This window comes from Actinomadura rugatobispora (assembly GCF_055379765.1).
In genome coordinates this window covers 2,134,839-2,155,416 of record NZ_AP029191.1, presented here as the reverse complement: position 1 = coordinate 2,155,416, position 20,578 = coordinate 2,134,839, and the positions used below count along the sequence as shown (strand labels likewise).

The 20,578-nt window shown below is 72.6% G+C and carries 17 protein-coding genes and 1 pseudogene; 9 read left to right on the top strand and 9 right to left on the bottom strand.

The window, feature by feature from the left end; all coding sequences use genetic code 11:
- Positions 1–5: 5 nt before the first annotated feature.
- A complete protein-coding gene (locus ACZ466_RS09020; RefSeq protein ID WP_378285519.1) occupies positions 6–341 on the top strand; it encodes a hypothetical protein in 336 nt (111 codons plus the stop codon).
- Here the strand turns inward: ACZ466_RS09020 and ACZ466_RS09015 are convergent.
- Positions 270–1,169 (bottom strand): helix-turn-helix domain-containing protein, encoded by a 900-nt coding sequence (locus ACZ466_RS09015; protein WP_378285518.1) that lies wholly within the window; start codon positions 1,167–1,169, stop codon positions 270–272. The two genes, ACZ466_RS09020 and ACZ466_RS09015, sit on opposite strands and share 72 nt — an antisense overlap.
- A 160-nt stretch (positions 1,170–1,329) precedes the next feature.
- Between ACZ466_RS09015 and ACZ466_RS09010 the strand changes: the two genes are divergently transcribed.
- Positions 1,330–2,142 carry an LLM class F420-dependent oxidoreductase gene (locus ACZ466_RS09010; RefSeq protein ID WP_378285517.1) on the top strand — a complete coding sequence of 271 codons (813 nt, stop codon included), beginning with the start codon at positions 1,330–1,332 and terminating at the stop codon, positions 2,140–2,142.
- 10 nt (positions 2,143–2,152) lie between these two features.
- Here the strand turns inward: ACZ466_RS09010 and ACZ466_RS09005 are convergent, their stop codons facing one another.
- Positions 2,153–2,890 carry an SDR family NAD(P)-dependent oxidoreductase gene (locus ACZ466_RS09005; protein WP_378285516.1) on the bottom strand — a complete coding sequence of 246 codons (738 nt, stop codon included), beginning with the start codon at positions 2,888–2,890 and terminating at the stop codon, positions 2,153–2,155.
- Positions 2,891–3,008: 118 nt separating this feature from the next.
- On the opposite strand from ACZ466_RS09005, the gene ACZ466_RS09000 reads away from it, so the two are divergent.
- A complete protein-coding gene (locus ACZ466_RS09000) occupies positions 3,009–3,647 on the top strand; it encodes a TetR/AcrR family transcriptional regulator (protein ID WP_378285515.1) in 639 nt (212 codons plus the stop codon).
- A gap of 26 nt (positions 3,648–3,673) precedes the next feature.
- On the opposite strand, the gene ACZ466_RS08995 is transcribed toward ACZ466_RS09000, so the two are convergent.
- On the bottom strand, positions 3,674–4,153 hold the full coding sequence (locus tag ACZ466_RS08995) for a DinB family protein (protein WP_378285514.1): 480 nt from the start codon (positions 4,151–4,153) through the stop codon (positions 3,674–3,676).
- A gap of 5 nt (positions 4,154–4,158) precedes the next feature.
- Positions 4,159–4,791 (bottom strand): class I SAM-dependent methyltransferase, encoded by a 633-nt coding sequence (locus ACZ466_RS08990; protein WP_378285513.1) that lies wholly within the window; start codon positions 4,789–4,791, stop codon positions 4,159–4,161.
- Between the two features lie 93 nt (positions 4,792–4,884).
- Here ACZ466_RS08990 and ACZ466_RS08985 point away from each other — a divergent pair, with 93 nt between their 5' ends.
- Complete coding sequence (locus ACZ466_RS08985; RefSeq protein ID WP_378285512.1) at positions 4,885–5,472, top strand: helix-turn-helix domain-containing protein; 588 nt, start codon at positions 4,885–4,887, stop codon at positions 5,470–5,472.
- Between the two features lie 1,080 nt (positions 5,473–6,552).
- On the opposite strand, the pseudogene ACZ466_RS08980 reads toward ACZ466_RS08985, so the two are convergent.
- The 4 genes and pseudogenes from ACZ466_RS08980 to ACZ466_RS08965 form a co-directional block, all read right to left on the bottom strand.
- Positions 6,553–7,293, bottom strand: a pseudogene (locus tag ACZ466_RS08980) (TPR repeat domain-containing protein); the annotation flags it as partial.
- A 646-nt stretch (positions 7,294–7,939) separates the two neighbouring features.
- Positions 7,940–8,281 (bottom strand): hypothetical protein, encoded by a 342-nt coding sequence (locus ACZ466_RS08975; protein WP_378285511.1) that lies wholly within the window; start codon positions 8,279–8,281, stop codon positions 7,940–7,942.
- 240 nt (positions 8,282–8,521) lie between these two features.
- A complete protein-coding gene (locus tag ACZ466_RS08970; protein WP_378285510.1) occupies positions 8,522–9,073 on the bottom strand; it encodes a hypothetical protein in 552 nt (183 codons plus the stop codon).
- Between the two features lie 40 nt (positions 9,074–9,113).
- Positions 9,114–10,472 carry a KamA family radical SAM protein gene (locus tag ACZ466_RS08965; RefSeq protein ID WP_464043167.1) on the bottom strand — a complete coding sequence of 453 codons (1,359 nt, stop codon included), beginning with the start codon at positions 10,470–10,472 and terminating at the stop codon, positions 9,114–9,116.
- A 236-nt stretch (positions 10,473–10,708) separates the two neighbouring features.
- On the opposite strand from ACZ466_RS08965, the gene ACZ466_RS08960 reads away from it, so the two are divergent.
- From ACZ466_RS08960 to ACZ466_RS08940, 5 genes are all read left to right on the top strand, one after another.
- On the top strand, positions 10,709–12,004 hold the full coding sequence (locus ACZ466_RS08960; protein WP_378286486.1) for a serine hydrolase domain-containing protein: 1,296 nt from the start codon (positions 10,709–10,711) through the stop codon (positions 12,002–12,004).
- A gap of 99 nt (positions 12,005–12,103) precedes the next feature.
- A complete protein-coding gene (locus ACZ466_RS08955) occupies positions 12,104–13,927 on the top strand; it encodes a YncE family protein (RefSeq protein ID WP_378286485.1) in 1,824 nt (607 codons plus the stop codon).
- A gap of 11 nt (positions 13,928–13,938) precedes the next feature.
- Complete coding sequence (locus tag ACZ466_RS08950; protein WP_378286484.1) at positions 13,939–14,931, top strand: AAA family ATPase; 993 nt, start codon at positions 13,939–13,941, stop codon at positions 14,929–14,931.
- A gap of 16 nt (positions 14,932–14,947) precedes the next feature.
- The gene (locus tag ACZ466_RS08945) at positions 14,948–16,060 is read left to right on the top strand and encodes a DUF58 domain-containing protein (protein WP_378286483.1); all 1,113 of its coding nucleotides are present in this window, start codon (positions 14,948–14,950) and stop codon (positions 16,058–16,060) included.
- On the top strand, positions 16,048–18,312 hold the full coding sequence (locus ACZ466_RS08940; RefSeq protein ID WP_378286482.1) for a transglutaminase-like domain-containing protein: 2,265 nt from the start codon (positions 16,048–16,050) through the stop codon (positions 18,310–18,312). Before ACZ466_RS08945 ends, ACZ466_RS08940 begins: the two co-directional genes overlap by 13 nt.
- On the opposite strand, the gene ACZ466_RS08935 is transcribed toward ACZ466_RS08940, so the two are convergent.
- Positions 18,222–20,264 carry a serine/threonine protein kinase gene (locus ACZ466_RS08935; RefSeq protein ID WP_378286481.1) on the bottom strand — a complete coding sequence of 681 codons (2,043 nt, stop codon included), beginning with the start codon at positions 20,262–20,264 and terminating at the stop codon, positions 18,222–18,224. The two genes, ACZ466_RS08940 and ACZ466_RS08935, sit on opposite strands and share 91 nt — an antisense overlap.
- Positions 20,265–20,578 lie beyond the last annotated feature (314 nt).

Below are 20,578 nucleotides of genomic sequence, written 5' to 3'. Positions count from 1 at the left end.
CGGCCATGGCAGAACGCGACGACTACGACGTGCACATCGGCGGCTCCGTGTCGGGCCAACTCGCGATCGGGCCGAACAACACCCAGATCTCCGAGACCACGATCGACGTGCCCGCCCTCACGAACTTCACCGAAGCGGTCGCGCAGGCACTGCCGACGCTCGGGCTGACCGAGGAGGACGGCGAACGGGCGCGGCGGCTCATCGAGGAGATCGCCGAAACCACCCGCCGGCCGCGACCCGACCACGCCAGGCTCCGCGCCCTCGGGCTCTCACTCCGGACGATCCTCGAAAGCGCCGCGGGCAGCGCCCTGATTCCCGTACTCCAGGCCCTCTGGCCCTGACCACCGGCGGTCCGTGTCCGACCCCCAGCTGCCCAGCAGCCGCAGGTTCTCCGCCGTGGCGGTGCCCGGCCGGGCGTGGAAGACGGTCAGGCACTGATCGGGCTCGTCGGGCAGCCGGAACGACTCGAACGAAAGCGTGAGCGCGCCCGCGACCGGATGATCCAGCCGATCGGTCCCGTGGCTCCTCTCCTTGACGTCATGCCGGGCCCACAGGCGACGGAACTCCTCGCTCTTCACCGACAGCTCGTCCACGAGCGCCGGCAACCCCGGCCGTCGGCCCGCCTCCAGGCGCAGTGCACCGACGACCTCGGCCGCCTTGGACTCCCAGTCCACGAAGAGCCTGCGGGACTCGGGCCGCAGGAACACCATCCGCGCCAGGTTGCGCTCCTCGGCCGGCCATCGGTCCCAGTCGCCGAACAAGGCCGTCGCCAGCGGGTTCCAGGCCAGGATGTCCGAACACCGTCCCGTCAGGTACGCGGGCACCCCGTTCATCGAGGCCAGCAGATCCCGCAACGCGCTCCGCACCCGCTCCTGCCGCGGCGCGGATCTCCTGCGGGCCCCGGCCAGGTGTTCGAGGTGCTCGTACTCGTTGGCCGTCAGCCGCAGGGCACGCGCGAGCGCGTCCAGCACCTCGGCTGAAACGTTGTGGCCTTTGCCCTGTTCGAGCCGGGTGAGGTAGGCGACCGACACGCCCGCGAGCCCGGCCAGCTCCTCCCGGCGCAGCCCCGGCACCCGCCGGTGCCGCCCGGAGGCGGGCAGCCCCACGTCCTCCGGCCTCAGCCGTCCCCGGCGGCTGCGCAGGAACTCTCCGAGCTGCCGATCGTCCATACCGCCCATTATCGGCGGTCGTCAGCATACCAGTGCGTACCAGCCTGACCCTGGGAGTAGTAGGACCACTCGTCGTACACGCAAACGGGCTCTGGGAGACCCCGTCCGGCTCGGGCAGTCTCGGAACCCCGTAGCGAAAGGTGTCGAGATGAGATTCGGCGTGAGCACGTTCTTGACCGACGAGGGTCTCCAGCCGGCCGAACTGGCCCGGGCCGTGGAGGAACGCGGCCTGGATTCGCTCTTCGTGGCCGAGCACACCCACATCCCGGTGGACGAGCAGCCCCCGGACCCCAGCGGCGACCTCCCCGCCCGCGACTACTACCGGTCCTTGGACCCCTTCGTGGCGCTGGCGGCCGCCGCGACCGCGACCGAGCGCCTCCTCCTGGGCACCGGGATCGCCCTGGCCGTCCAGCGGGACCCGATCACGCTCGCCAAGCAGGCGGCGAGCCTGGACCACCTCTCCGGAGGCCGCTTCGAGCTCGCGGTCGGCGCCGGCTGGAACCGCCAGGAGATGCGCAACCACGGCACCGACCCCAGGACGCGCATGGCCCTGATGCGCGAGCGGATGCTCGCGGTGAAGGAGATCTGGACCAAGGAACGGGCCGAATTCCACGGCGAGTTCGTCGACTTCGGCCCGATCTTCTCCTGGCCGAAGCCGGTGCGGTCGTCGATCCTGATCGGCGGCAACGGCCCCACCGTCCTCGACCGCGTTCTCGAGTACGGCGACGGATGGGCCCCCAACCTCGTCGGCACCCCCGAGGACCTGGTGGCCCAAGTGGCGAACCTGCGACACCGAGCCGCAAGACCGATCCCGGTCACCTTGATCGGAGCCCCACTGGACGAGCGCGCCCTCACAACTCTCGCCGAGGGCGGCATCGACCATTTCGCCTTCTTCCGGGACGCCGGGGCCCCAGAAAAGGAGGCGCTCCTCTTCCTGGACGAACTGGCGGCACTGGCCGAGAAGCACCGCTGAACGTGTTCGGCTACTGGGTCTGGTCGGTCGGACGGATGAGGATCTCGTTGACCGCGACGTGCTCCGGCTGGGTGACCGCGTAGACGACGGCGTTGGCGATGTCCTCGGGCTGCAGGGTGCGCATGGAGGCGGCCATCTTCCGCGCGGCGGCCTGGATCGCGGGGTCGGTGATGTGGCCGGCCAGCTCGGTGGCGACGAAGCCGGGCTCGACGACCACGACACGCACGCCCCGGGTGGTGACCTCCTGCCGCAGCGACTCGGAGAACGCGGTGATGCCGAACTTCGTCGCCGCGTAGACGCCGCTGCTGGCCGTCGCGATGCGTCCCGAGGTCGACGAGACCTGCACGACGATGCCCTTGCTCTCCAGCAGGTGCGGCAACGCCGCGTGGACCGCGTACATCGACCCGAGCAGGTTGGTTTCGACCATGCGCGTCCATTCCGTGGTGTCGGCGCCCGCGATCGGGCCGCTGAGCATCACCCCGGCGTTGTTCACCAGGACGTCCAGGGCGCCGAAGTGCTCGACGGTCTTGGCGGCCGCGGCCCGCACCGACTCCTGGTCGGTCACGTCCAGTTCGAGGGCCAGGACCTCGCCGGGCGCCTTGCGCGCCAGGGACTCCAGCCGGTCGGCGCGCCGGGCCCCGACCGCGACACGGGCCCCCTCCGCCGAGAGGGCCAGAGCAGTGGCCTCGCCAATCCCCGACGACGCTCCCGTCACAAGGACGACCTTTCCTTCCACCATGGCGTTCATCTGCTTCCCTCCGCTCACAGGTGCCCGGCCCGGTAAACGGACCGGGCGGTCACTTTAGCCTAGCAGTGAAACGGACCGCCTGGTCACCTTAGGTACGCTGAGGGGGGAGGAGAGGCGCATGACTGGAACGACGCCGGCCGGCCCATCGCGCAGCGACGCGGTCCGCAACCGCCGGCTGCTGCTGGACGCCGCGGCCAGAACGTTCGCCGAGCGCGGAGTCGAGGTGTCCATCGGCGAGATCGCGCAGTGCGCCGGAGTAGGCAAGGGCACGGTCTTCCGCCACTTCTCATCCAAGGGGGAACTGCTGGCGGCGATCATGCTCGGCATGCTCGACGAGCTCGCGGACATCGGCACCGCACTGCTCACGGCGGACGATCCCGGCCTCGCGCTGCGGGAGTTCATGGCCGCCGGAGTGGAGACCTTCGTCAAGGACCGGGCGTTCTGCGAGGTCGTCGGACGCCCGTCCCTGCAGCACCAGCAGGTGCGCGACGCGATCGATCGCCTGTGCGACGTCGCGGAGGAGCTCACCGAGCGCGCCCGCCGGCAGGGCATCGTCCGCCCGGACATCACCGGCACCGACGTGATGCTCCTGCTGAGTGGCATCCAGCACACGGCCGCGCCGCTGCTCACTACCGACCCGCAGGCCTGGCGCCGCTACCTCGAACTGGCCCTCGACGGCATCACCGCCTCGACGGGCCGAACCCTCCCGCACCCGCCCCCGCACCACCTGCCACTGACCCCCGATCAAGAACCCTGATCCCGGCGACCCGCGGCCGTCCGAACTCAGCGGCCGGTGGATCCGTCGATCTGCTCGCGGAGGATGTCGGCGTGGCCGGCGTGCCGTCCGGTCTCTTCGATCATGTGCACCAGGACCCAGCGCATCGATGGCGCGGGCCCTGGACGCGGCGGGCGCGGGGCGGGAAGTGCCAGATCCGGGCACGCGTCGATGACCCGGTTCGCTCGCTCGACGGTCCTGCGGTAGTCGGCGAGCACGCCGTCGACGGTGTCCTCCGCGGACGGCCGCATGGTCGCGCGCCAGTCGCCCGCGTCCTCACCGAGGAAGTAGAACCGTTCGACGAACGCCAGATGCTTGAGCAGCCCGAGAAGGCTGGTGCCCGAGGGCACTCCGCCCGTTCGGACCTGCGGTTCCGGCACGCCCGCGACCTTGTTCGCGACCGCGTCCCGCAGCTGGTCGAGGAAGCCCCGCAGGGTGGCCTTCTCACTGGCGCCGGTCCGCGGCGGCGTGGCGTCCTTGGCCCGCATCGGGGTCACTCCGTTCCGGTTCGCTGGACGAGCAGGATGTTGTCGATGACGGTGGCGGTCTCACCCGCGGGTCCGGTGGCCGGGCGACGGGGCATGTCGGCGCGCAGCACGGACCAGTGCGCGGCGTCCAGATCGAGTTCGGCGGCGACCTCGGCGGGAGTGGGGAAGTGGATGCCGGGGTCCTGGTTCCACGACCAGGGCGCGGTGGAGCCGTGGTCGACGATCAGCAGCAGGCCGCCGGGGCGCAGGGCCCGCGCGGCGGTCCGCAGGACCTGGCCGCGGAGCAGCGGGAACGGGGAGTGGAAGTACTGGGCGGAGACGAGATCGAACCCCCCGGCCGGGAAGCTCGTGGCCAGATCGTGCTGTTCGGCGGCGACCCTCCCCGCGAGACCGAGCTCGCGAGCGCGTTCCCGCACCCGTTCGACGGCAGTGGTGGAGATGTCCACGGCGGTGACGTGCCAGCCCCGCCGGGCGAGCCATACGGCGTCGCCACCGGCGCCGCAGCCCAGATCCAGAGCCGCACCGCTGTTCAGCGGTGCGGCGATCTCCGCGAGCACCGGGTTGACGCGCGCGTCCCAGGCGCGCCGGGCGCGGTAGTGCCGCTCCCAGAACGCCTCGGCGTCCGCGGTGGAATCCATGCGAGTCTGCCCTTCGACGGCGGTGATGTACCGGCAGCATCACCACCGCCGTTCCCCCTTGCAAGAAAAGTTGCGGATCCGCATCATCGGCACATGGACAACCCCGCGGAAGACGTTCTGGCCGGAGTCGGGCCGCGTCTACGTGCCCTGCGCCGGGCGCGGAACGCCACGCTGGCGGCGCTGGCAGACGAAACCGGCCTCACGGCGAGCACCCTGTCCCGTCTCGAGAACGGCAGGCTCCGCCCCACGCTGGAGCAGCTGCTGCCGCTGGCCCGGGCGCACGGCGTCCCGCTCGACGATCTCGTCGCGGCCCCGCCCACCGGAGACCCGCGCATCCACCTGCGGCCAGTGCGCCGATCCGGCCTGGTGATCATCCCCCTGACCAGGCGGCCCGGCGGCGTCCAGGCCTACAAGGTGATCTATCCGCCCGCCGGGCGGGCGCCCGCGACGACCCCGCAGACCCACGAGGGCTACGAGTGGTTCTACGTCCTCAACGGACAGGTCAGGTTCGTGCTCGGCGAGCAGGAGTTCTTACTCGGCGTCGGCGAGGCCGCGGAGTTCGACACCCGCATACCGCACCGGATCGGCAGCGCCGACAGCCGGCCCGCGGAGGTCCTCACCCTGTTCGGCCCGCAAGGAGAACGCGCCCACCTGGAGCCCGCACATCCGCCGCGCACCTGACCAGTTGCTGGCCCGGGGTGGTGTCCCTGGTGTTCAGAACCACCGCCTCCAGTACTCCGACGTCTCACCGTTGCGGACGTACAGCTTGTAGTGGTCGGGACTGCTGGCGGCGTGGGTGCTGAAGACGTCCGCGTACTCGCGTTCCTGCACCTCCAGCAGGTCCCGGAACCCCGGGAACGGCTGCTCCAGCAGCCGGCGCGCGGCGTCCTCGGCCTGGTCGCGCTCGCTGCCCGGGACCTCGTCGAGCCGCCTGATCGGGGATCGCTCCTCGCCGGTGCGCAGGACCTGCGGGACCTCGTCCATCGGGATGCGCCCGTCCCGCACCGCGGCGTGGACGAGCGACAGCATGGTCTGCTGGGAAAGGTCGGTCCGCGAGTACTGGCGCTCCGCGTTCGGAAGCTGGAGCACCACGTCCGGCACGCTCGAGCCGGCCCGCGCGTCGAAGCGGTACGCCTCGTTGCTCACACCGATGACGGCCTTGCCGAGGGCGCTCCACGGGCCGAAGTTGCCGATGGTCTCCTTGAGCACCCCGGAGACCAAGGTCTGGCCGTTCAACTCCCTGAACGCGGCGTCGGCCGCGGCGTCGTGCGCGTTGCCGGTGCGGTCCATCGCCTCGTTCAGCAGTCCCGCGTCGAGGTAGGCGCGCAGCCTCGCGTTCGCGGCGCCGAACTCCGACGCCGCGTTCTCCCGGGGAACGCCCGCGTAGGCGAGCAGGTTGTTGTGCTCGAAGGTCTCCACGGCCGCGGACAGGTGGGTGGCCGCGCCCGCGTCCCCGGCGACCAGTTCGAAGAAGCGGGCGCGGGCGTCGTAGGCGACCTCCAGGTCGCCGCCGGCGAACGAGGTCGTCTCCGCGTCGTCCTGGAGGGCGGCGAAGTCGTCGAGGTAGGCGACGGCGATGTTGCCGAGGCCGCGGGACAGCTCCGGGTTGATCATGCCCATGGAGTCGAGGCCGGCGTTCGTGTCGGTGAGGGCGGCGTAGAGCCCGCCGTCGCCGATGCCGGTGACGGTGTTGATGAGCGCCGCGGTGGCCTCCCCGGCGAGCCTCTCGTCCACGCCGTCCTCGTAGATCCAGTCGGTGAGCCGCGCGGCCATGGCGCCGTCGTCGGCCCAGTCGTGGGTGAAGAGCGACCGCAGCAGCTCGGGCGTCGCGCTGCCGACCTCGCCGGGCTCGAAGTCGCCGGTGAGGATGGCGTGGTTCGCCTCGATGTCGCGGGTGGCGACGCGCAGCATGGTCCGCGCCGAGCCGTCCAGGAGCCGGAACTCCTCGCTCGCCATCTGGTTGGGGTGGGAGGCGATGACCTCGAGGTAGTGCGGCGTGACGGCGATGAGGTTCACGGCGAAGTCGGTGCCTGGGGTGAGGCGGCGGTCGGCGTGCCCCAGCAGGTCGGCGAGCGCCGCGTAGTCGCGGCCCCACGCATCGGTCGGCGTCTGCGCGGGGGCGTCGTTCACGAAGTCGCCGTTGAACAGGCCCCGCACGGCCTGGGGGAGGCGGTCGAACCCGCCGCCGAGCCTGCCGTTGGACAGGACCAGCAGGCCGCCGCCCAGCGCCCGGAGCGTGTCCCCTTGCAGCAGGGCCCGGTCGCCCAGCCCCATGTCGTCGTTGGCGTAGGCGTCCATCACCATGAGGTCGCCGCCCAGCTCGCCGTAGAAGGACTCCAGGTACTCGATGACCTCCGGATCGACGCGCTCGCCGTCACCCGCACGCCCGATGCCCTGCCGGACGGCCGCGTTGAGCGCCGCGATGATCGCGGCGTAGCCGGCGTCGGGCTCCAGGTCGCCGTTGAGGTAGTCGCGGAGCGCCTGGGCGTCCAGCCCGGCCATCTCCGGGTTGAGCGGCAGCGGCGCGTCGGCGCCCCGGATGTTGTACGGGGCCCAGCCCAGCACGCCGTGCCTGACCAGGTGCCGCAGGTTCTGGGGCGTCGGCCCCTGCGCGAGCTGCCGCCCGCGCAGCTCCGCCTTCTCCTGGAGTGCGTCCCACGCGGTCTGGGCCTGGCCCGACAGGCCGCGGAGCAGGGACGCCTCCGCGGCGGCCCGGCGGCGGACGAAGTCCTCCGACAGCCTCCGCTCCACCGCGAGGGGATCGACGAGGAGCTCGACCCTGTCCAGGTTCGGGTGCGGCTCCTGCTTCACGACGCCGAAGTCGTCGCCGCGGGCGGTCTCCCACCGGCCGATGAGCTCCCGGCGCCTGCTCTTGAACTCCCGCACGTCACCGGCCCACGCCCTGGTGACGCCGGCGCCGTAGACGGCCGCCTCGACGGCCGACCTCCAGTCCTCGGCGTTGTACTCGTTCTGCTTCCAGATGTCGTGGGCGATCAGGTCGGAGAAGTTCATCGCCGCGCCGTTGAAGGCGCCCTCCAACTCCCCGCTCCGCCCGGTGATCCTTCCCGCGACGTCGTAGAACGCCTCCACCGACAGGTCGATCTGGTCGGGGTCGGCGTCGGTGTCCTGGGGATCGAAGCCGGCCATGTCATTGCCGTCCGAGTTCGTGGTTCAGGTCGCGCAGCAGCAGTCCCCGGACGCCCTGGTAGTCCTCGTCGATCCGCCGGTCGGTCTCGGCGCCCGCGGCACCGGCGCCCTCGACGGCGCCGCTGAGCCCCTCGCCGTGCGCCTGCACTCTGGCGATCTTGGACATCTGCTCCTCGGCGTACGCCAGGTAGCCGTTCTTGACCGGCCACTCCCCGGCGCGCATGAACGCGACATCGATCGTCGACTGGAACATCGTGGCGAGGCCCCGGAACGACAGGGCCAGCATCCCCGCCTCCCGACCGCCGGCCACGGCCTCGTCGGGATTCACCCCGACCTCTGACATGAGCCCTCCCTCAAGCCTGCGAGACGATGCCCGCCTTGCGCGGGCCGTCACGGGTGTCTCTCGATCCGGACGGCCGAGGACCGGGCGGGGGCGGGGGCATTCGACCCCCGCCCGGTGCCTGGATGGGTCCTGGAGCGTCCTCGCCCGGGCGACTCCAGGACCCGCGCCCCGCCCGCGCGCTTTCGGCTCGCGGCTGGGCGTGTCCGGTCTGGCGGAAAGTGCGCGGTCGTCGCCTCGTCATCAGGCCACCATCACCTCGCGCAGCGCCGCCTTCACCTGCACTCCGGCGTCGGCCGGCTTGTCGGCCTCGCACATCCACGAGCCGCCGACCCAACCGAACCACCAGCGGTCGCCGTCGTCGCCGCGGCGGCGACCTTCGATCTCCACCGCACCTGGGCCTGTGCCCTTCGCCACGCGCAGGCACAGCTCATCGACCATCTCGACCATGAACCCCTGACCGCTCAGCAGGCCCGCCAGTGCGGTCACCAGGCGCGCCCCCTCATGGGTCCGCAGGTAGCGGCGCACGCTGCGCAGGGTCGGCGGCGCGCATGTGCCCAAGCCGACGAGCAGTTCAAGCTCGGGCTTCAGGTAGAGCCGCTGCGTCCGCTCGGCGGTCCGCAAGACCGAGAGGAGACCCTCCTCCCCCCACCTCGCCAGCACCCCGGGCTTGAGGCCGGTGATGTCGAACGCCTCGCGCACGGCGATCCACGGGCCGTCGGTGGTGGTCATGCCGTTCACCTCGGCGACTTTGCCGAGCCGCTTGCGGGGGTAGTCCGAGATCGCCAAGGTCATGCCGCTGCCGCCTTTCAAGACTTCTTTCCAGGGGCTCCGGTCAGACGACGGGAAGCCGGGACGCGCCGCTGCCCTCGGTCCTGGGTCCCTGCCAGGGGAAGCGGTCGGCGAAGGCGGGTTTGAGGTCGTCCAGCCAGACCGCCTCGGGGTCGTACTTGGCGAAGAAGGGCTTGCCGACCAGGTCGGAATCGCGGCACTGGATGAAGTGCAGGGCGAAGACCTTCTCGCCGAACAGCTCCAGCACCCCGTCCACGCAGACCTTGCCGGGCGTGGCCGACATGGACGGGCCGCGCACGGTCCGCGACAGTCCCGCCACGTCCTTGTAGGCGGTCTGGAAGATCTCGTACGCGCGCGCCAGCGGCACCGCGAAGTAGTCCTGGGGACCGGTGTCGCGCTCGACGAACATGTAGTACGGGACCATGCCCATGCGCGTCTGGGTCCGCCACATGCTCTTCCAGGCGTCCGGATCGTCGTTGATCGTGCGGATCAGCGGCGCCTGGGTGCGGATGACGGCCCCGGTGTCGCGGATCCGGCGTACCGCCTCGGTCACCACCAGCGGTTCCAGCTCGCGCGGGTGGGTGAAGTGGGCCATGAAGGCCAGGTTCTTCCCGGACTCGACGACCTGCTCGAACAGGCCGAGCATGGCGTCGGCGTCGGGGTCGGTCACGAACTTCTGCGGCCAGTAGGCCAGCGACTTGGTGCCGATGCGGATCGATTCCAGCTGCTCCAGGTCCAGCAGCGGCTCGACGTAGCGGCGCAGCACCGGCTCGCCCATGATCATGGCGTCGCCGCCGGTGAACAGGACGCTGGTCACCTCGGGGTGGGCCAGCAGGTAGTCGCGGAGCTGGTGGGAGTCGTCCCCGGCCATCTTCAGGTCGGGCTCTCCGACGAACTGCGCCCAGCGGAAGCAGTAGGTGCAGTAGGCGTGGCAGGTCTGGCCCTGCTTGGGGAAGTACAGCACGGTCTCGTCGTACTTGTGCTGCAGTCCGGGGATCTTGCCGTCGCCGAAGCTGGGGATGTTGAGTTCCATCTGCCCGGCGGGATGCGGGTTGAGGCGCATCCGGACCTTGTGCGCGGCGGCGTCGATCTCGGCCTTGGGAGCCTCGCGGCGCAGCAGGCCGGCCAGTTCGGCGACGTCCTGGGCGGGCAGCATGTCCGCCATCGGGAAGACCAGCCGGTAGATGGGGTCGTCCGGCGCGGCCGACCAGTCGATGAGCTCCTCGATGACGTAGGCGTTGGTCCGGAAGGGCAGGACGGTCGCGACCGCCCTGGTCTCCAGCCGTTCCTGCTCGCTCAGCCCGGCCCGGGCGGTCAGCTCGTCGAGGTGCTTCGCCGTGAAGGCGCGGAACTTGCGACCGGGGGATTGCGGGGCGGGAGCCGCGTCGTTCACCAATGTCACGTGTTGGGTCTCCTTGACGTCAACGGGGTAGCGCGACCCCTGGCCTCTGCGGACTACAGTCCGGAATCCCTGAGAACGGCAAGCGGCACCGTCTCCTCGACGATCAGATGAAATGCCGCTTGCCCGCCCCGGATGTGATCCTCGGCAGGCGCGGGTTGCCGCCGCCGGGGCCTTCCGGACGATCACGGGTGTGGTGGGCCCTGCGCGGCTCCGGTGTTCGATCGTGTGGAGGTTCGATGGGTGCGGGACTGTCCCGGCGGGAGTTCGGGCGGGCCGCCGGGCTCGCGGGTGTGGGCGCGTCCGGGGCGGTTCTGCTGAGCGGGTGCTCGGAGGACTCCGTCCAGGCGCGGACCGCGGCGGCCGGTAAGACGTGGAAGGTGAGCGGGGAGCGAGGCGCCGGGCTGGGCGGCTTCGACTCGACGATGAAGAGCTTCATGCAGGCACGGAACATCTCGTGCGGGCAGCTCGCCGTCGCGCGCAAAGGCAAGCTCCTACTGGCGCGCGGGTACACGTGGACGAGCAGTTCCACGCTCAAGACGCAGCCGACGTCGCTGTTCCGCATCGCGAGCCTGAGCAAGGCGGTGACCGGGGCGGCCATCCTCAGGCTGGCGCAGGAGGGCAAGCTGAACCTCGGTGCCCCGGTGACGCGGCTGCTGTCGCTGACGCCGCCGAGCGGGCAGACGATGGACTCCCGGCTCAAGAACGTCACGGTCTGGCGGTTGCTGCAGCACACGGGAGGCTGGGACCGCGACCTCGGCTTCGACCCGATGTACCGGCGCGACTCCGCGGTGGCGTCCGCGCTGGGCGTGCGGATACCGGTCACCAAGGCCAACATCATGAAATACATGAACGGCCGCAGGCTCGACCACACTCCGGGCAGCGACTACGCCTACAGCAACTACGGCTACATGCTGCTCGGCCGGATCATCGAGCAGGTCGGCGGTACCGGTTACCGCACCTACGTCCAGAACAAGATCCTCGGGCCGCGCGGTATCACGCGGATGAAGCTCGGACGCAGCCTCAAGATGAACGCGGCATCGGGGGAGGTGCCGTACGCCTCGCAGTACAACGTGTCCACCGTCATGGACGCGTCCGGGGCCACGGTGCCCGCTCCCTACGGCGGGTTCAATCTGGAGAACATGGACTCCCACGGCGGCTGGCTGAGCACGGCGGCCGACATGGTCCGCTTCGCGGGCCTTTTCGACGCCGCGAACCCGGTGCTCGGCAGCACGTCCATCGGACGCGCCTTCGGCAGGCCCGAGACGGGCGTGGACTCCAGCGGCGCCTGGTACGGCTGCGGCTGGCACGTCCGCAACGTCACGGGCGGGCGCAACACCTGGCACACCGGCGGCCTGCCGGGCACGTACACCATCCTGGTGCGCCGTCATGACGGGCTGACCTGGGCGGCGCTGTTCAACCAGCGCGACGACGCGTCAGGGAAGAACTACGGCGACATCGACAAACTCCTGCACATCGCGGCCAACGGCGTCACGAGCTGGCCCACCACCGACCTGTACGGAAAGTACTTCTGAACGGGCGTCCGTTCCCTTGACGGCTGGACGGCGGTTGCCGCCGGCACCGGCCACCGGACTGTCATCACGGAAAGCCTCACTGAATCCGAAGGGGTGTCTGTGAAGGGGCGGGGAACGAGGGCGGCGACGGCCAGGACGCGGGTCGGCGGCTGGGCGGCGGCCGTGCTGGTCACCCTGGCTCTGCTGGCGACCCTGCTCGGCGGCGGCCGGATCGGTCACGCCACCGCGGCCTCTGACGGCAGGGCGTGGCTGTGGAGCCGGACGGCGGGCGAGGTGGCCCGGGTCAATCCGGACGATGGCCGGGTCGAGCGGCGCCGCGAGGTGACCGATGCGCGCGGCCACCGGGTCCGGGTCACGCAGAACGACCGGCATCTGCTGATCCACGACCTGGACACCGGGCGGGTGTCGTCGCTCGATCTGGCCGGCCTGGGGTTCTCGGGACGGCTGGACGTCGGTACCCGCGGTGACCCGCACCTGGTGATGGCCGGTACCGCCGCCGCGGTGATCGAGCGCACATCCGGCGAGGTGCGCGCGGTGGATCCGGCCACCCTGCGGCCGGTGGGGCCGGTTCTGCGGCTGCCCGGGCCGCTGGCCGGTGGCGAGTTCGACGGCGCCGGTCTGCTGTGGGTGGCGGTGCCGCGGCAGGGCACGGTCGTCGCGGTGAAGGTCACCGGCGAGGGGGCCGCCGTGGCCCGTACCGCCGAGGTCGCCGAGCCCGGCCGCGATCTCGTGCTGACGGTGCTGGATCAGGGCGCGCTCGTGGTGGACCGCGGCGGGCGGGATCTGGTGGTCGCGACGGGTGACGGTACGCGCCGCATCACGGCGCCGGTGCCGCTCGCGGGCGCGATGGTGCCCGAGCGCACCCATGGGCCGCTGGCCGCGGTCACCGTGCCCGCCGCGGGTGCGGTGGTCACGCTGGGCGATGTGCGTCAGGGCGGTCCGGTCCTGTCGTTTCCGCTGCGCGAGCCCGTCCAGGAGCCCGCGGTGCCGTTCGCGGGGAAGGTGTACGTGCCGGTGCGGGAGACCGGGCAGGTGCGGGTGTACGAGCCGGCCGGGCGGCAGAGCGGCGTGCTCAGCATGCCGGCCGGGCGGGGCGATCTGGAGTTGCAGGTCCGCGAGGGCAACCTGTTCGTCAACGCGCCCGGGAGCGCGGACGCCCAGGTCGTCGGCCCCGACGGCCGGGCCCGCACGGTCGGCAAGTATCCGCACGGCCCGGATCGGAGCGGCGACGGACCGGCCCCGCCGCGGTCGGGATGGGACGGCCCGCCTCCGGTGGCCGCGCCGCCCCTCGATTCGATCTTCCCGGATCCGCCCGATCTGCTTCCCCCGCGCGAGGACGGTGGGGCACCCGACGAGCGTGACGAGACGCCTGCCGATGCGGCCTCGCCGGAGCCCGTGGCGCCCGGGAGACCTGAGCCCGAGCGGCCCGCGCCCGGGGGGTCCGTGCCGTCCGGTGGTTCGGCGCCGAGCGCGCCGGACAGGCCCGGTACGCGGCCTTCGGACACCGAGTCGCCGTCGCGCCGACCGACGCCGGAGCCGACCACGTCCAAGCCGAAGCCGAAGCCAAAGCCCCCGCCCCCCGCGCGCAACCCGTACACGCCGGAGCAGGTGTGCAACGCGAGTTCGACCGGCGGTTACAAGGTGCAGCGGTCCTCGCCGTTCAAGGGCGGGCGGATCTACCAGCTTTACAGCGCGAAGAGCAGGAACAACTGCGCGGTCACGATGAAGACCGCCGATGTCGGCAAGGGCACCAACGTGTGGATCCGGCTGGAGGAGCAGAGGGGCGGAGAGGTCGCGAGGGACAGCGGCACGTTCAAGTACTACGCCGGGCCGGTGTACGTCAACGCGCCCGGTGTCTGCGTCCGCTATTCGGGCGGTGCGGCGGGTGCGAGCACGTCGGCCGGCTGGGCCAACTGCGGCTAGAGAGGAATGGCGTGAGCACCACGACCACCGCGTCCCCCGCGATCGGCGGCGAGGAGGCGGTCCTGGCGGCCGATGCCTTCGATCGGGCGGCGGCGGCGATCGAGACGGCGGCGCGCTGCGATCCAGCGACGGTTCGGCTGATCCTCACCGCGTTCGCCGCGGGCGGGCACGTGCTGCTGGAGGATCTGCCGGGCATGGGCAAGACCACGCTGGCGCGTGCGCTGGCTGCGGTGACCGGCGGGACGGCGCGCCGGGTGCAGTGCACGCCCGACCTGCTGCCCTCCGACATCACCGGGGTGACGATCTTCAACGAGCGGAGCCGGGAGTTCGAGTTCCATCCCGGCCCGGTCTTCGCCAACGTCGTCATCGTGGACGAGGTGAACCGGACTTCCCCCAAGACGCAGTCGGCGCTGCTGGAGGTGATGCAAGAGGAGCAGGTCACCGTGGACGGCACCGCGCATCCGGTGCCCCGCCCGTTCCTGGTGGTGGCGACGCAGAACCCGGTCGATCTGGAGGGGACGTTCCCGCTGCCGGAGGCGCAGCTGGACCGGTTCTTGATGCGGCTGTCGCTGGGCTATCCGGGGGAAGAGGCGGAGCTGTCGCTGATGCGCGGTTCGTCGCTGGCCGCGCCCGAGGACCTGGCCCCTGTGCTGGACGGTGCGGAGCTGAAGCGGCTGGGCGCCGCGGCCGGCCGGGTGGTGTTCGCCGATCCGGTGTACGAGTACGTCCTGCGGCTGGCGCAGGGGACGCGGCGGCACGCGCGGCTGCGGGCGGGGGTGTCGATGCGAGCGTCGATGGCGCTGTGCCGGGCGGCGCGCATGTACGCGCTCGCCGACGGCCGCGGCTTCGTCACGCCCGACGACGTCAAGGCCCTGGCCGTTCCGGTGTGGGGGCACAGGCTGGTGCCGCTGTCGGGCGCGGCCACCGCGGAGGAGGCCCGGGAGTTGCTGGAGGGGTTGCTGGCCGAGGTGCCGGTGCCGGGGCCGCACGAGAACCGGCGCTAGGGACGTGGCAGGCGGCATGCCCCGTCCGACCCGGCGCGGCTGGTGGCTGCTGGCCGGGGGCGCGGTCCTGTGCGGCGGTGGCCTCGGTTCGGGCCATCTGGCTCCGGGTGCCCTGGGCGCTCTGGTGTTCCCCACGTTCGCGCTGGCCATGGCCCTGGCCGGGCGTCCGGGCGCCGTCGGGGTGCGGCGGCGCGTCACGGCCTCCAGGGCCGTCGCAGGTGAGGCGGTGACCGTCGTCCTGGACCTGGAGGAGGACCGCGCGCTCGCCGCCGAACGCGTCACCGGCCCGACGGGCACGGTCACCGTCCCGCTGGGCCCCGCCCGCGCCCGGATCCGCTACGAGCTGTCGGCCGAGCGCCGCGGCGTGGTGGAGGCGGGCCCCCTCAGTCTGGTCCGCACCGATCCGCTGGGCATCGTGCGAGCGTCCCGGCAGGCCGACGACGCGGCGGTGCGGGTGCTGGTGCATCCTCGCCACCACGACCTGGCCGCCGTGCCCGCGGCCGGTGCCGGTGGCCGCGACGGCTCCTCGGCGGCGGTCCGCGCGGGCGAGGGGGCCTTCGCGGGGCTGCGCGAGCACGCGCCAGGGGACGACGTCCGCCAGATCCACTGGCGCACCTCCGCGCGCCGCGGGCGCCTGATGGTGCGCGAGCACGCCGACTCCACCAGCCCGGGTCTGACGGTGCTGGTCGATGACCGGCACGGCCCCGCCGAGCTCGATGCGCTGGCCGAGGTGGCGGCCTCGATCGTGCGGTCCGCGCCGGAGGTGCCCGTTGAACTGCGGCTGGCCGGTGGGCGGCGCTCGCCCGGGACCGCGGGCGCCACCGCGCACCTGGACGTGCTCGCCGAGGCGACGGCCCGTCCCGGCGCGGACTTCCCGGCCGCCTGCGCCGGGCTGCGCTCCGCCCCGTCCGGGCGCGTGGTCGTGCTGCTGGCCGCCGGTTCGGCGGCGGAGGACACGGTCGCCGCGCTGCAGGCGCTGGCCGCGCGCCGCACCGTCTCGCTGGTCGGCGTGATCGGAGACGATGGCGACAGCGGTCCCGTGCCGCCGCCCGGGGTGAGGCTGCTGCGCGCGCCCGATCCGGCGGCGTTCGCCGCACGGTGGAACGAGAGCCGCTGGTGGATCCGGTGAGCCGCGCCCGCGCCGCCCTGTCGTCGGCCGCGGTCGCGCTGGCCGCCGCCGCGTCGGCACCGCTGCTGGCCGCCGGGTACGACCGGCCGTCGCCGGTGATCGCCGTGCTGGCCGTCACCGGCGCCGTCGCCGTGGCGGTGACCTCGCTGGCGCACCGCCTGCTGCGCGGGCTGGGCCCGGCCGCGGTACCGGCGGGACTGCCCGTGGCCTCCGGCTGGCTGGTCGCGCTGGCCGCCTGGTCGCCCGGACCGGTCAGGGAGCCGGTGCCCGCGGCGCTGGACGCGGCGCTGCACTCCGGCGCCCGGATCCTGACCACCGCGCCGCAGGCTCCGGTGACCGTGGACCTGCTGGCCTTCCCCGTGCTGGCGGTCTGGCTCGCCGGCGCGATCGCGACGGTCCTGCACCGCGACGGCCGGGCCCTGCCGGCACTGCTGCCCGGCGCGGTACTCCTGTGCGGGGCCGCCGCGCTCAACCCGGAGGCGTCCGGGCCCGGCTACCGGTCGGCCGCGCTCCTCTCCGTCGCCGCCGCCCTGCTCCTGACCGCCGCTCCACAGGCCCGTCCGGACACCGCCCACGCCGGGATCACCGTGCGGATCCCGGACCCGGAACCCGCGCCCGCCCCGCGCCGCCCGTTTCCCCGCACCGGTGCGGCGGCCGTTTCGATCGCCTGCGCGGTGACTCTTCCCGGCGCCGCCGCCGCGGTCGCCGCGCCCGGCGTGCTGGAGGGGTGGCCCGTACGGGCGGCCGACCCGCGCACGGACGGTGCCGCTCCCGAACGGCCGCGTGACGTGCGCAACCCGCTGGCCTACCTGTCGGCATGGGCCGCCGAGCCCGACGTGCCCTTGCTGAACGTGTCGGGACCGCGGGCGAGCCTGCGCTGGGTCGCGCTCGCCGAGTTCACCGGCCCCACCTGGCTGCCCGACAGCACGTACCGCCCCGCCGGGCCCGCCCTGCCGTCCGCCGAGCAGGAGGTACCCCCGCACACGTCGCGGACCACCGTGCGGGTCTCGGTCCGGAACCTGCCCGGCGACTGGGTTCCGGTCCCCGGCATCCCCACCCGGATCGACGGGATCGCGGTCGGCCACGACGCGGCGTCCGGCACGCTGCTGTCCTCCGACGGCCCGGTGACCGGACGCGCGTACACCGCGGCCGGGATGGTCCCCGACTGGAGCGGCCGACAGGCGTCCGGAGCCAGAGCCGCCTCCGCGAACGGGCACGAGCGCTACCTCCGGTTGCCGCCCGGCGCGCCCCCGCGGCTGGCCGAGATCGCCCGCTCGGCCGCCGGGGACGGCACCCCGCACCGGCGCGCGTCCCGTCTCGCCGAGTACCTGCGCGACTCCTACACCTTCGAGCCGGGCGCCCCGGGAGGGCACGGGTACGCCGAACTCGCGGATCTGCTGATACCGCCGGGCCGGAAGGGCGGCGGCGCCACCTCCGAGCAGTTCGCCAGCGCGTTCGCCGTGCTGGCTCGGGCGGCCGGGCTGCCGAGCCGGGTGGTGGTCGGGTTCGGGCCCGGCGGCGGCGACGGCGAACGGGTCGTCCGCACCGGCGACGCGGTGGCCTGGGGGGAGATCTACTTCGACGGCCTGGGCTGGGTGCCCTACGACCCCAACCCGCGAGACCGCTCGAAGTCGTCCCCACGACCGCGCATCAGCGAGCCGGCCAAAGGCGAGGGGACCCACCGCGACGGCGACGCCCGCGATGCCGCCGCCAGCAGCGACGCGGGCGCAGGCCCGCCGGAGTCGGACGGACGCTGGACGCTCCTGCTCGCCCTCCCGGCGCTTCTCCTGGTCGGAATCCCGTTGCTGCGGCTGACGCGGATTCGCCGGCTGCGCCGGGGGACCGCAACCGACCGTGTCCTGGCGGCCTGGACCGAGCTGCTGGTGGCGATGCGGCTCGCGAGCCTGCCCGTTCCCGCGTCCGCCACGGCCGCCGACCTCACGGCGTGCCTCGCGCGGGAGGTGCCGGGGACCGACCCCGAACGGCTGCGCAGGCTGGGCGCACTGGTGAACGCGGCCGGCTTCGGGGGCACGGTCACACCCAAGAACGCCGTGTTCGCCGTCGCGCAGGTTCGCACCCTGGCCACCGCACTACGGTGCTCCCGATCACCCCTGCGCCGCCTGTCATGGTGGTGGGACCCGCGTGCGCTGCTGTGGTCGGCTCAGCCGTCCCGCTTGACGCGACGCGTGCAGACGGGCTCGGCGTGGGCGACCCGGTCGACGTCCACCACGGCGACCACCGTCAAGCAGTAGTCCACGCCCGGGTTCAGCGCGGCCACCACGAGCTTCGCGGTCCCGGGGGGCGCGCTGGCCAAGGTGGACGGCGTGCGCCCCGTCGGCCCGCCGACCACGTAGTGCGAGGCCTTGCCCCCGCTGCCGTCCTTCCAGGTGACCTCGATCGAGACCCGGCCGTCCACGATCCGCACCTGCTCGGGCACGAACTCCTTCACCGTCCGCACCGCCGTCGGAGTGGACGAGGGCACCGGCGGGCGCACCGCCTGCGGGGGCGGCTCATCCGGTTCGGATCCGGACAGCAGCCCGGTCACGCCGATCCCCGCACCCGCGAGCACGAGCGTCGCCACGGCTGCCATCAGCGCTGCGGGACGACGGCGCGACGGCCTCGCGGGCGAGGGCCGTCCCGCCTCCAGCCGCCGGACGATCTCGCGCTGCGGGATGGTCTCGCGCCGAGCCTCGTTCTCGGTCTCCTGAGGCTGGATGGTCTCGTGCCGGGGCTCGGTCTGGTGCCCCTGCTCGGTCTCGTGCCGGGGCTCTGACTCCGGTTCCCCCCACAACCAGCCCGGCAACTGCTCCCAGCCGGTGGAGGCCTCAGGCTCGGCCGGCGCGGGGACGTCGCGGAGTCCCTCCTCCAACGCGTCGGTGAACGCCCGCGCCGTCGGGAACCGGTCGGCGGGCTCGCTCGCCATCGCCTGGGCCAGGGCGTCGACGAGCCACGTGGGCACGTCGTCGCGCGGCACCCGCGGCACCGACTCCTCCAGCATCCGGTCGTCGGCGGCGAACGGAGCGTGCCCGGCCAGCAGGGCCCACAAGGTCGCACCGAGCCCGTACACATCGGACGCCGCCGTCTGAGCCTGCCGCCGCAGCACCTCGGGGCACGCGAAACCGGGATCGACGCGGTCCAGATCCACCGGTTCCAGCACACCCGGCGCGGAATGCGCCGCCAGTCCCCGCAGGGTGGCCGCACCCGTCAGCAGCGGCCCCTCGGCGCCCCGCAGAACGCGGCCGGGGGTGAGGTCGCCGTGGACCAGCCCCTCATCGTGTAGTGCCTGCAGGCCCTTCCCCACCGACACTGCGATCTCGACCGCGTCCCGGATCGGCAGAGGCTGTCCCGGTGCGTGGACGCCTCCGGGGCAGTGGACCGACGCCGTGTACCACCGTCCGGTCGCGGTGCGGCCGCCCTCGAGCACGGTGACGACGTGGTCGCCGCGGGAGGCGCGTTCCAAGGCGGCCCACTCGTCCGGCGGGGTCTCCGCGCCGTCGAGCCGTACCCGGAGGGCGACCACGGTGCCCGACTCCTCGTGCACGGCCCGGTAGGTGACCGAACCATTGCCCCGGTGGTCGATCGACAACTCCCCGTACCCGGGTGGTGTTTCCGGCGTTTCCTGGTCCTTGCGCTGTTTCTCCTGGACCGGTTCGGGCGGCGGTTGCCTGGGCTCGATGGCGGCCTGGGCCACTGGGGCGGGCTGAGCAGGTGGGGCAGGCGAAGCGGCCGGGGCAGATGGGGCGGACAGGACCGGCTGGTCAACTGGGGCCTGTGTTGGTGCGGGTATGCCCCACGGTTCGGGTGGTGGCTCGGGTTGGAGGTCCGCCTGGTGGTGTGCGGGGAGGTCGGGGTGGAGGGCGCCGAGGGTGGTGAGCAGGTCCGCCATGCTCATCGGTTGCGCGGTCGTGTGGACTCGTGGGTCGAAGGTGTCGCCGCGCTGGGTGTAGAAGGCGTGGACGAGGACGGTGTATCCGCTGGCCGCCAGGCCGTCGGCCAGGAGGGGGACCCCCGCGTTGGGGAGGTCCTCGTCGAACTCGGGCGCGAAGATGAACGCCGCCGGGGGGTCGACTTTGCGGCTTCTGGACAGGTCGCGGAGCTGGGTGGCGGAGGCGACGTCGAACACGGCGGGAAACCGTCCAGTGTCGCGGAGCTTGCGCGCGAGGTCCAGGTGCCCCGCCACGACGAGGTACGGCGCAGTAGCCATCACACGAATTCCTCAGCGCTCTGGTGATCGACCGGCCAGGACCCGGCCGCTTCTACAGCCCGGACCGGCCCCGAACCGCCACAACAAGCGGACGAAACCGAACACAGACCGTCCACGCAGGCTGAGGTGGCCCGAGGCCCGACGCGGACGCCAGCGGTGGAGTACCGCGCCACGATCAACAGCCCGCAGGTCGAGGCCATCCCTCTCTCGACTCGATGCATTCCACATGTTCGGCGAGTGATCCCTCGGCCGTTCTTCACGTTGATCAGGGACCAGGGAGGGTCCGGCAGTTGCCGGACCCTCGATTAGGGCAG

What these genes read in the sequence shown, in the direction of transcription:
- ACZ466_RS09020 (WP_378285519.1), top strand. Translation starts at nt 6, where the DNA reads ATGGCAGAACGCGACGACTACGACGTGCACATCGGCGGCTCCGTGTCG.
- ACZ466_RS09015 (WP_378285518.1), bottom strand. Translation starts at nt 1,169, where the DNA reads ATGGACGATCGGCAGCTCGGAGAGTTCCTGCGCAGCCGCCGGGGACGG.
- ACZ466_RS09005 (WP_378285516.1), bottom strand. Translation starts at nt 2,890, where the DNA reads ATGAACGCCATGGTGGAAGGAAAGGTCGTCCTTGTGACGGGAGCGTCG.
- ACZ466_RS09000 (WP_378285515.1), top strand. Translation starts at nt 3,009, where the DNA reads ATGACTGGAACGACGCCGGCCGGCCCATCGCGCAGCGACGCGGTCCGC.
- ACZ466_RS08995 (WP_378285514.1), bottom strand. Translation starts at nt 4,153, where the DNA reads ATGCGGGCCAAGGACGCCACGCCGCCGCGGACCGGCGCCAGTGAGAAG.
- ACZ466_RS08990 (WP_378285513.1), bottom strand. Translation starts at nt 4,791, where the DNA reads ATGGATTCCACCGCGGACGCCGAGGCGTTCTGGGAGCGGCACTACCGC.
- ACZ466_RS08985 (WP_378285512.1), top strand. Translation starts at nt 4,885, where the DNA reads ATGGACAACCCCGCGGAAGACGTTCTGGCCGGAGTCGGGCCGCGTCTA.
- ACZ466_RS08975 (WP_378285511.1), bottom strand. Translation starts at nt 8,281, where the DNA reads ATGTCAGAGGTCGGGGTGAATCCCGACGAGGCCGTGGCCGGCGGTCGG.
- ACZ466_RS08970 (WP_378285510.1), bottom strand. Translation starts at nt 9,073, where the DNA reads ATGACCTTGGCGATCTCGGACTACCCCCGCAAGCGGCTCGGCAAAGTC.
- ACZ466_RS08960 (WP_378286486.1), top strand. Translation starts at nt 10,709, where the DNA reads ATGGGTGCGGGACTGTCCCGGCGGGAGTTCGGGCGGGCCGCCGGGCTC.
- ACZ466_RS08945 (WP_378286483.1), top strand. Translation starts at nt 14,948, where the DNA reads ATGCCCCGTCCGACCCGGCGCGGCTGGTGGCTGCTGGCCGGGGGCGCG.
- ACZ466_RS08935 (WP_378286481.1), bottom strand. Translation starts at nt 20,264, where the DNA reads ATGGCTACTGCGCCGTACCTCGTCGTGGCGGGGCACCTGGACCTCGCG.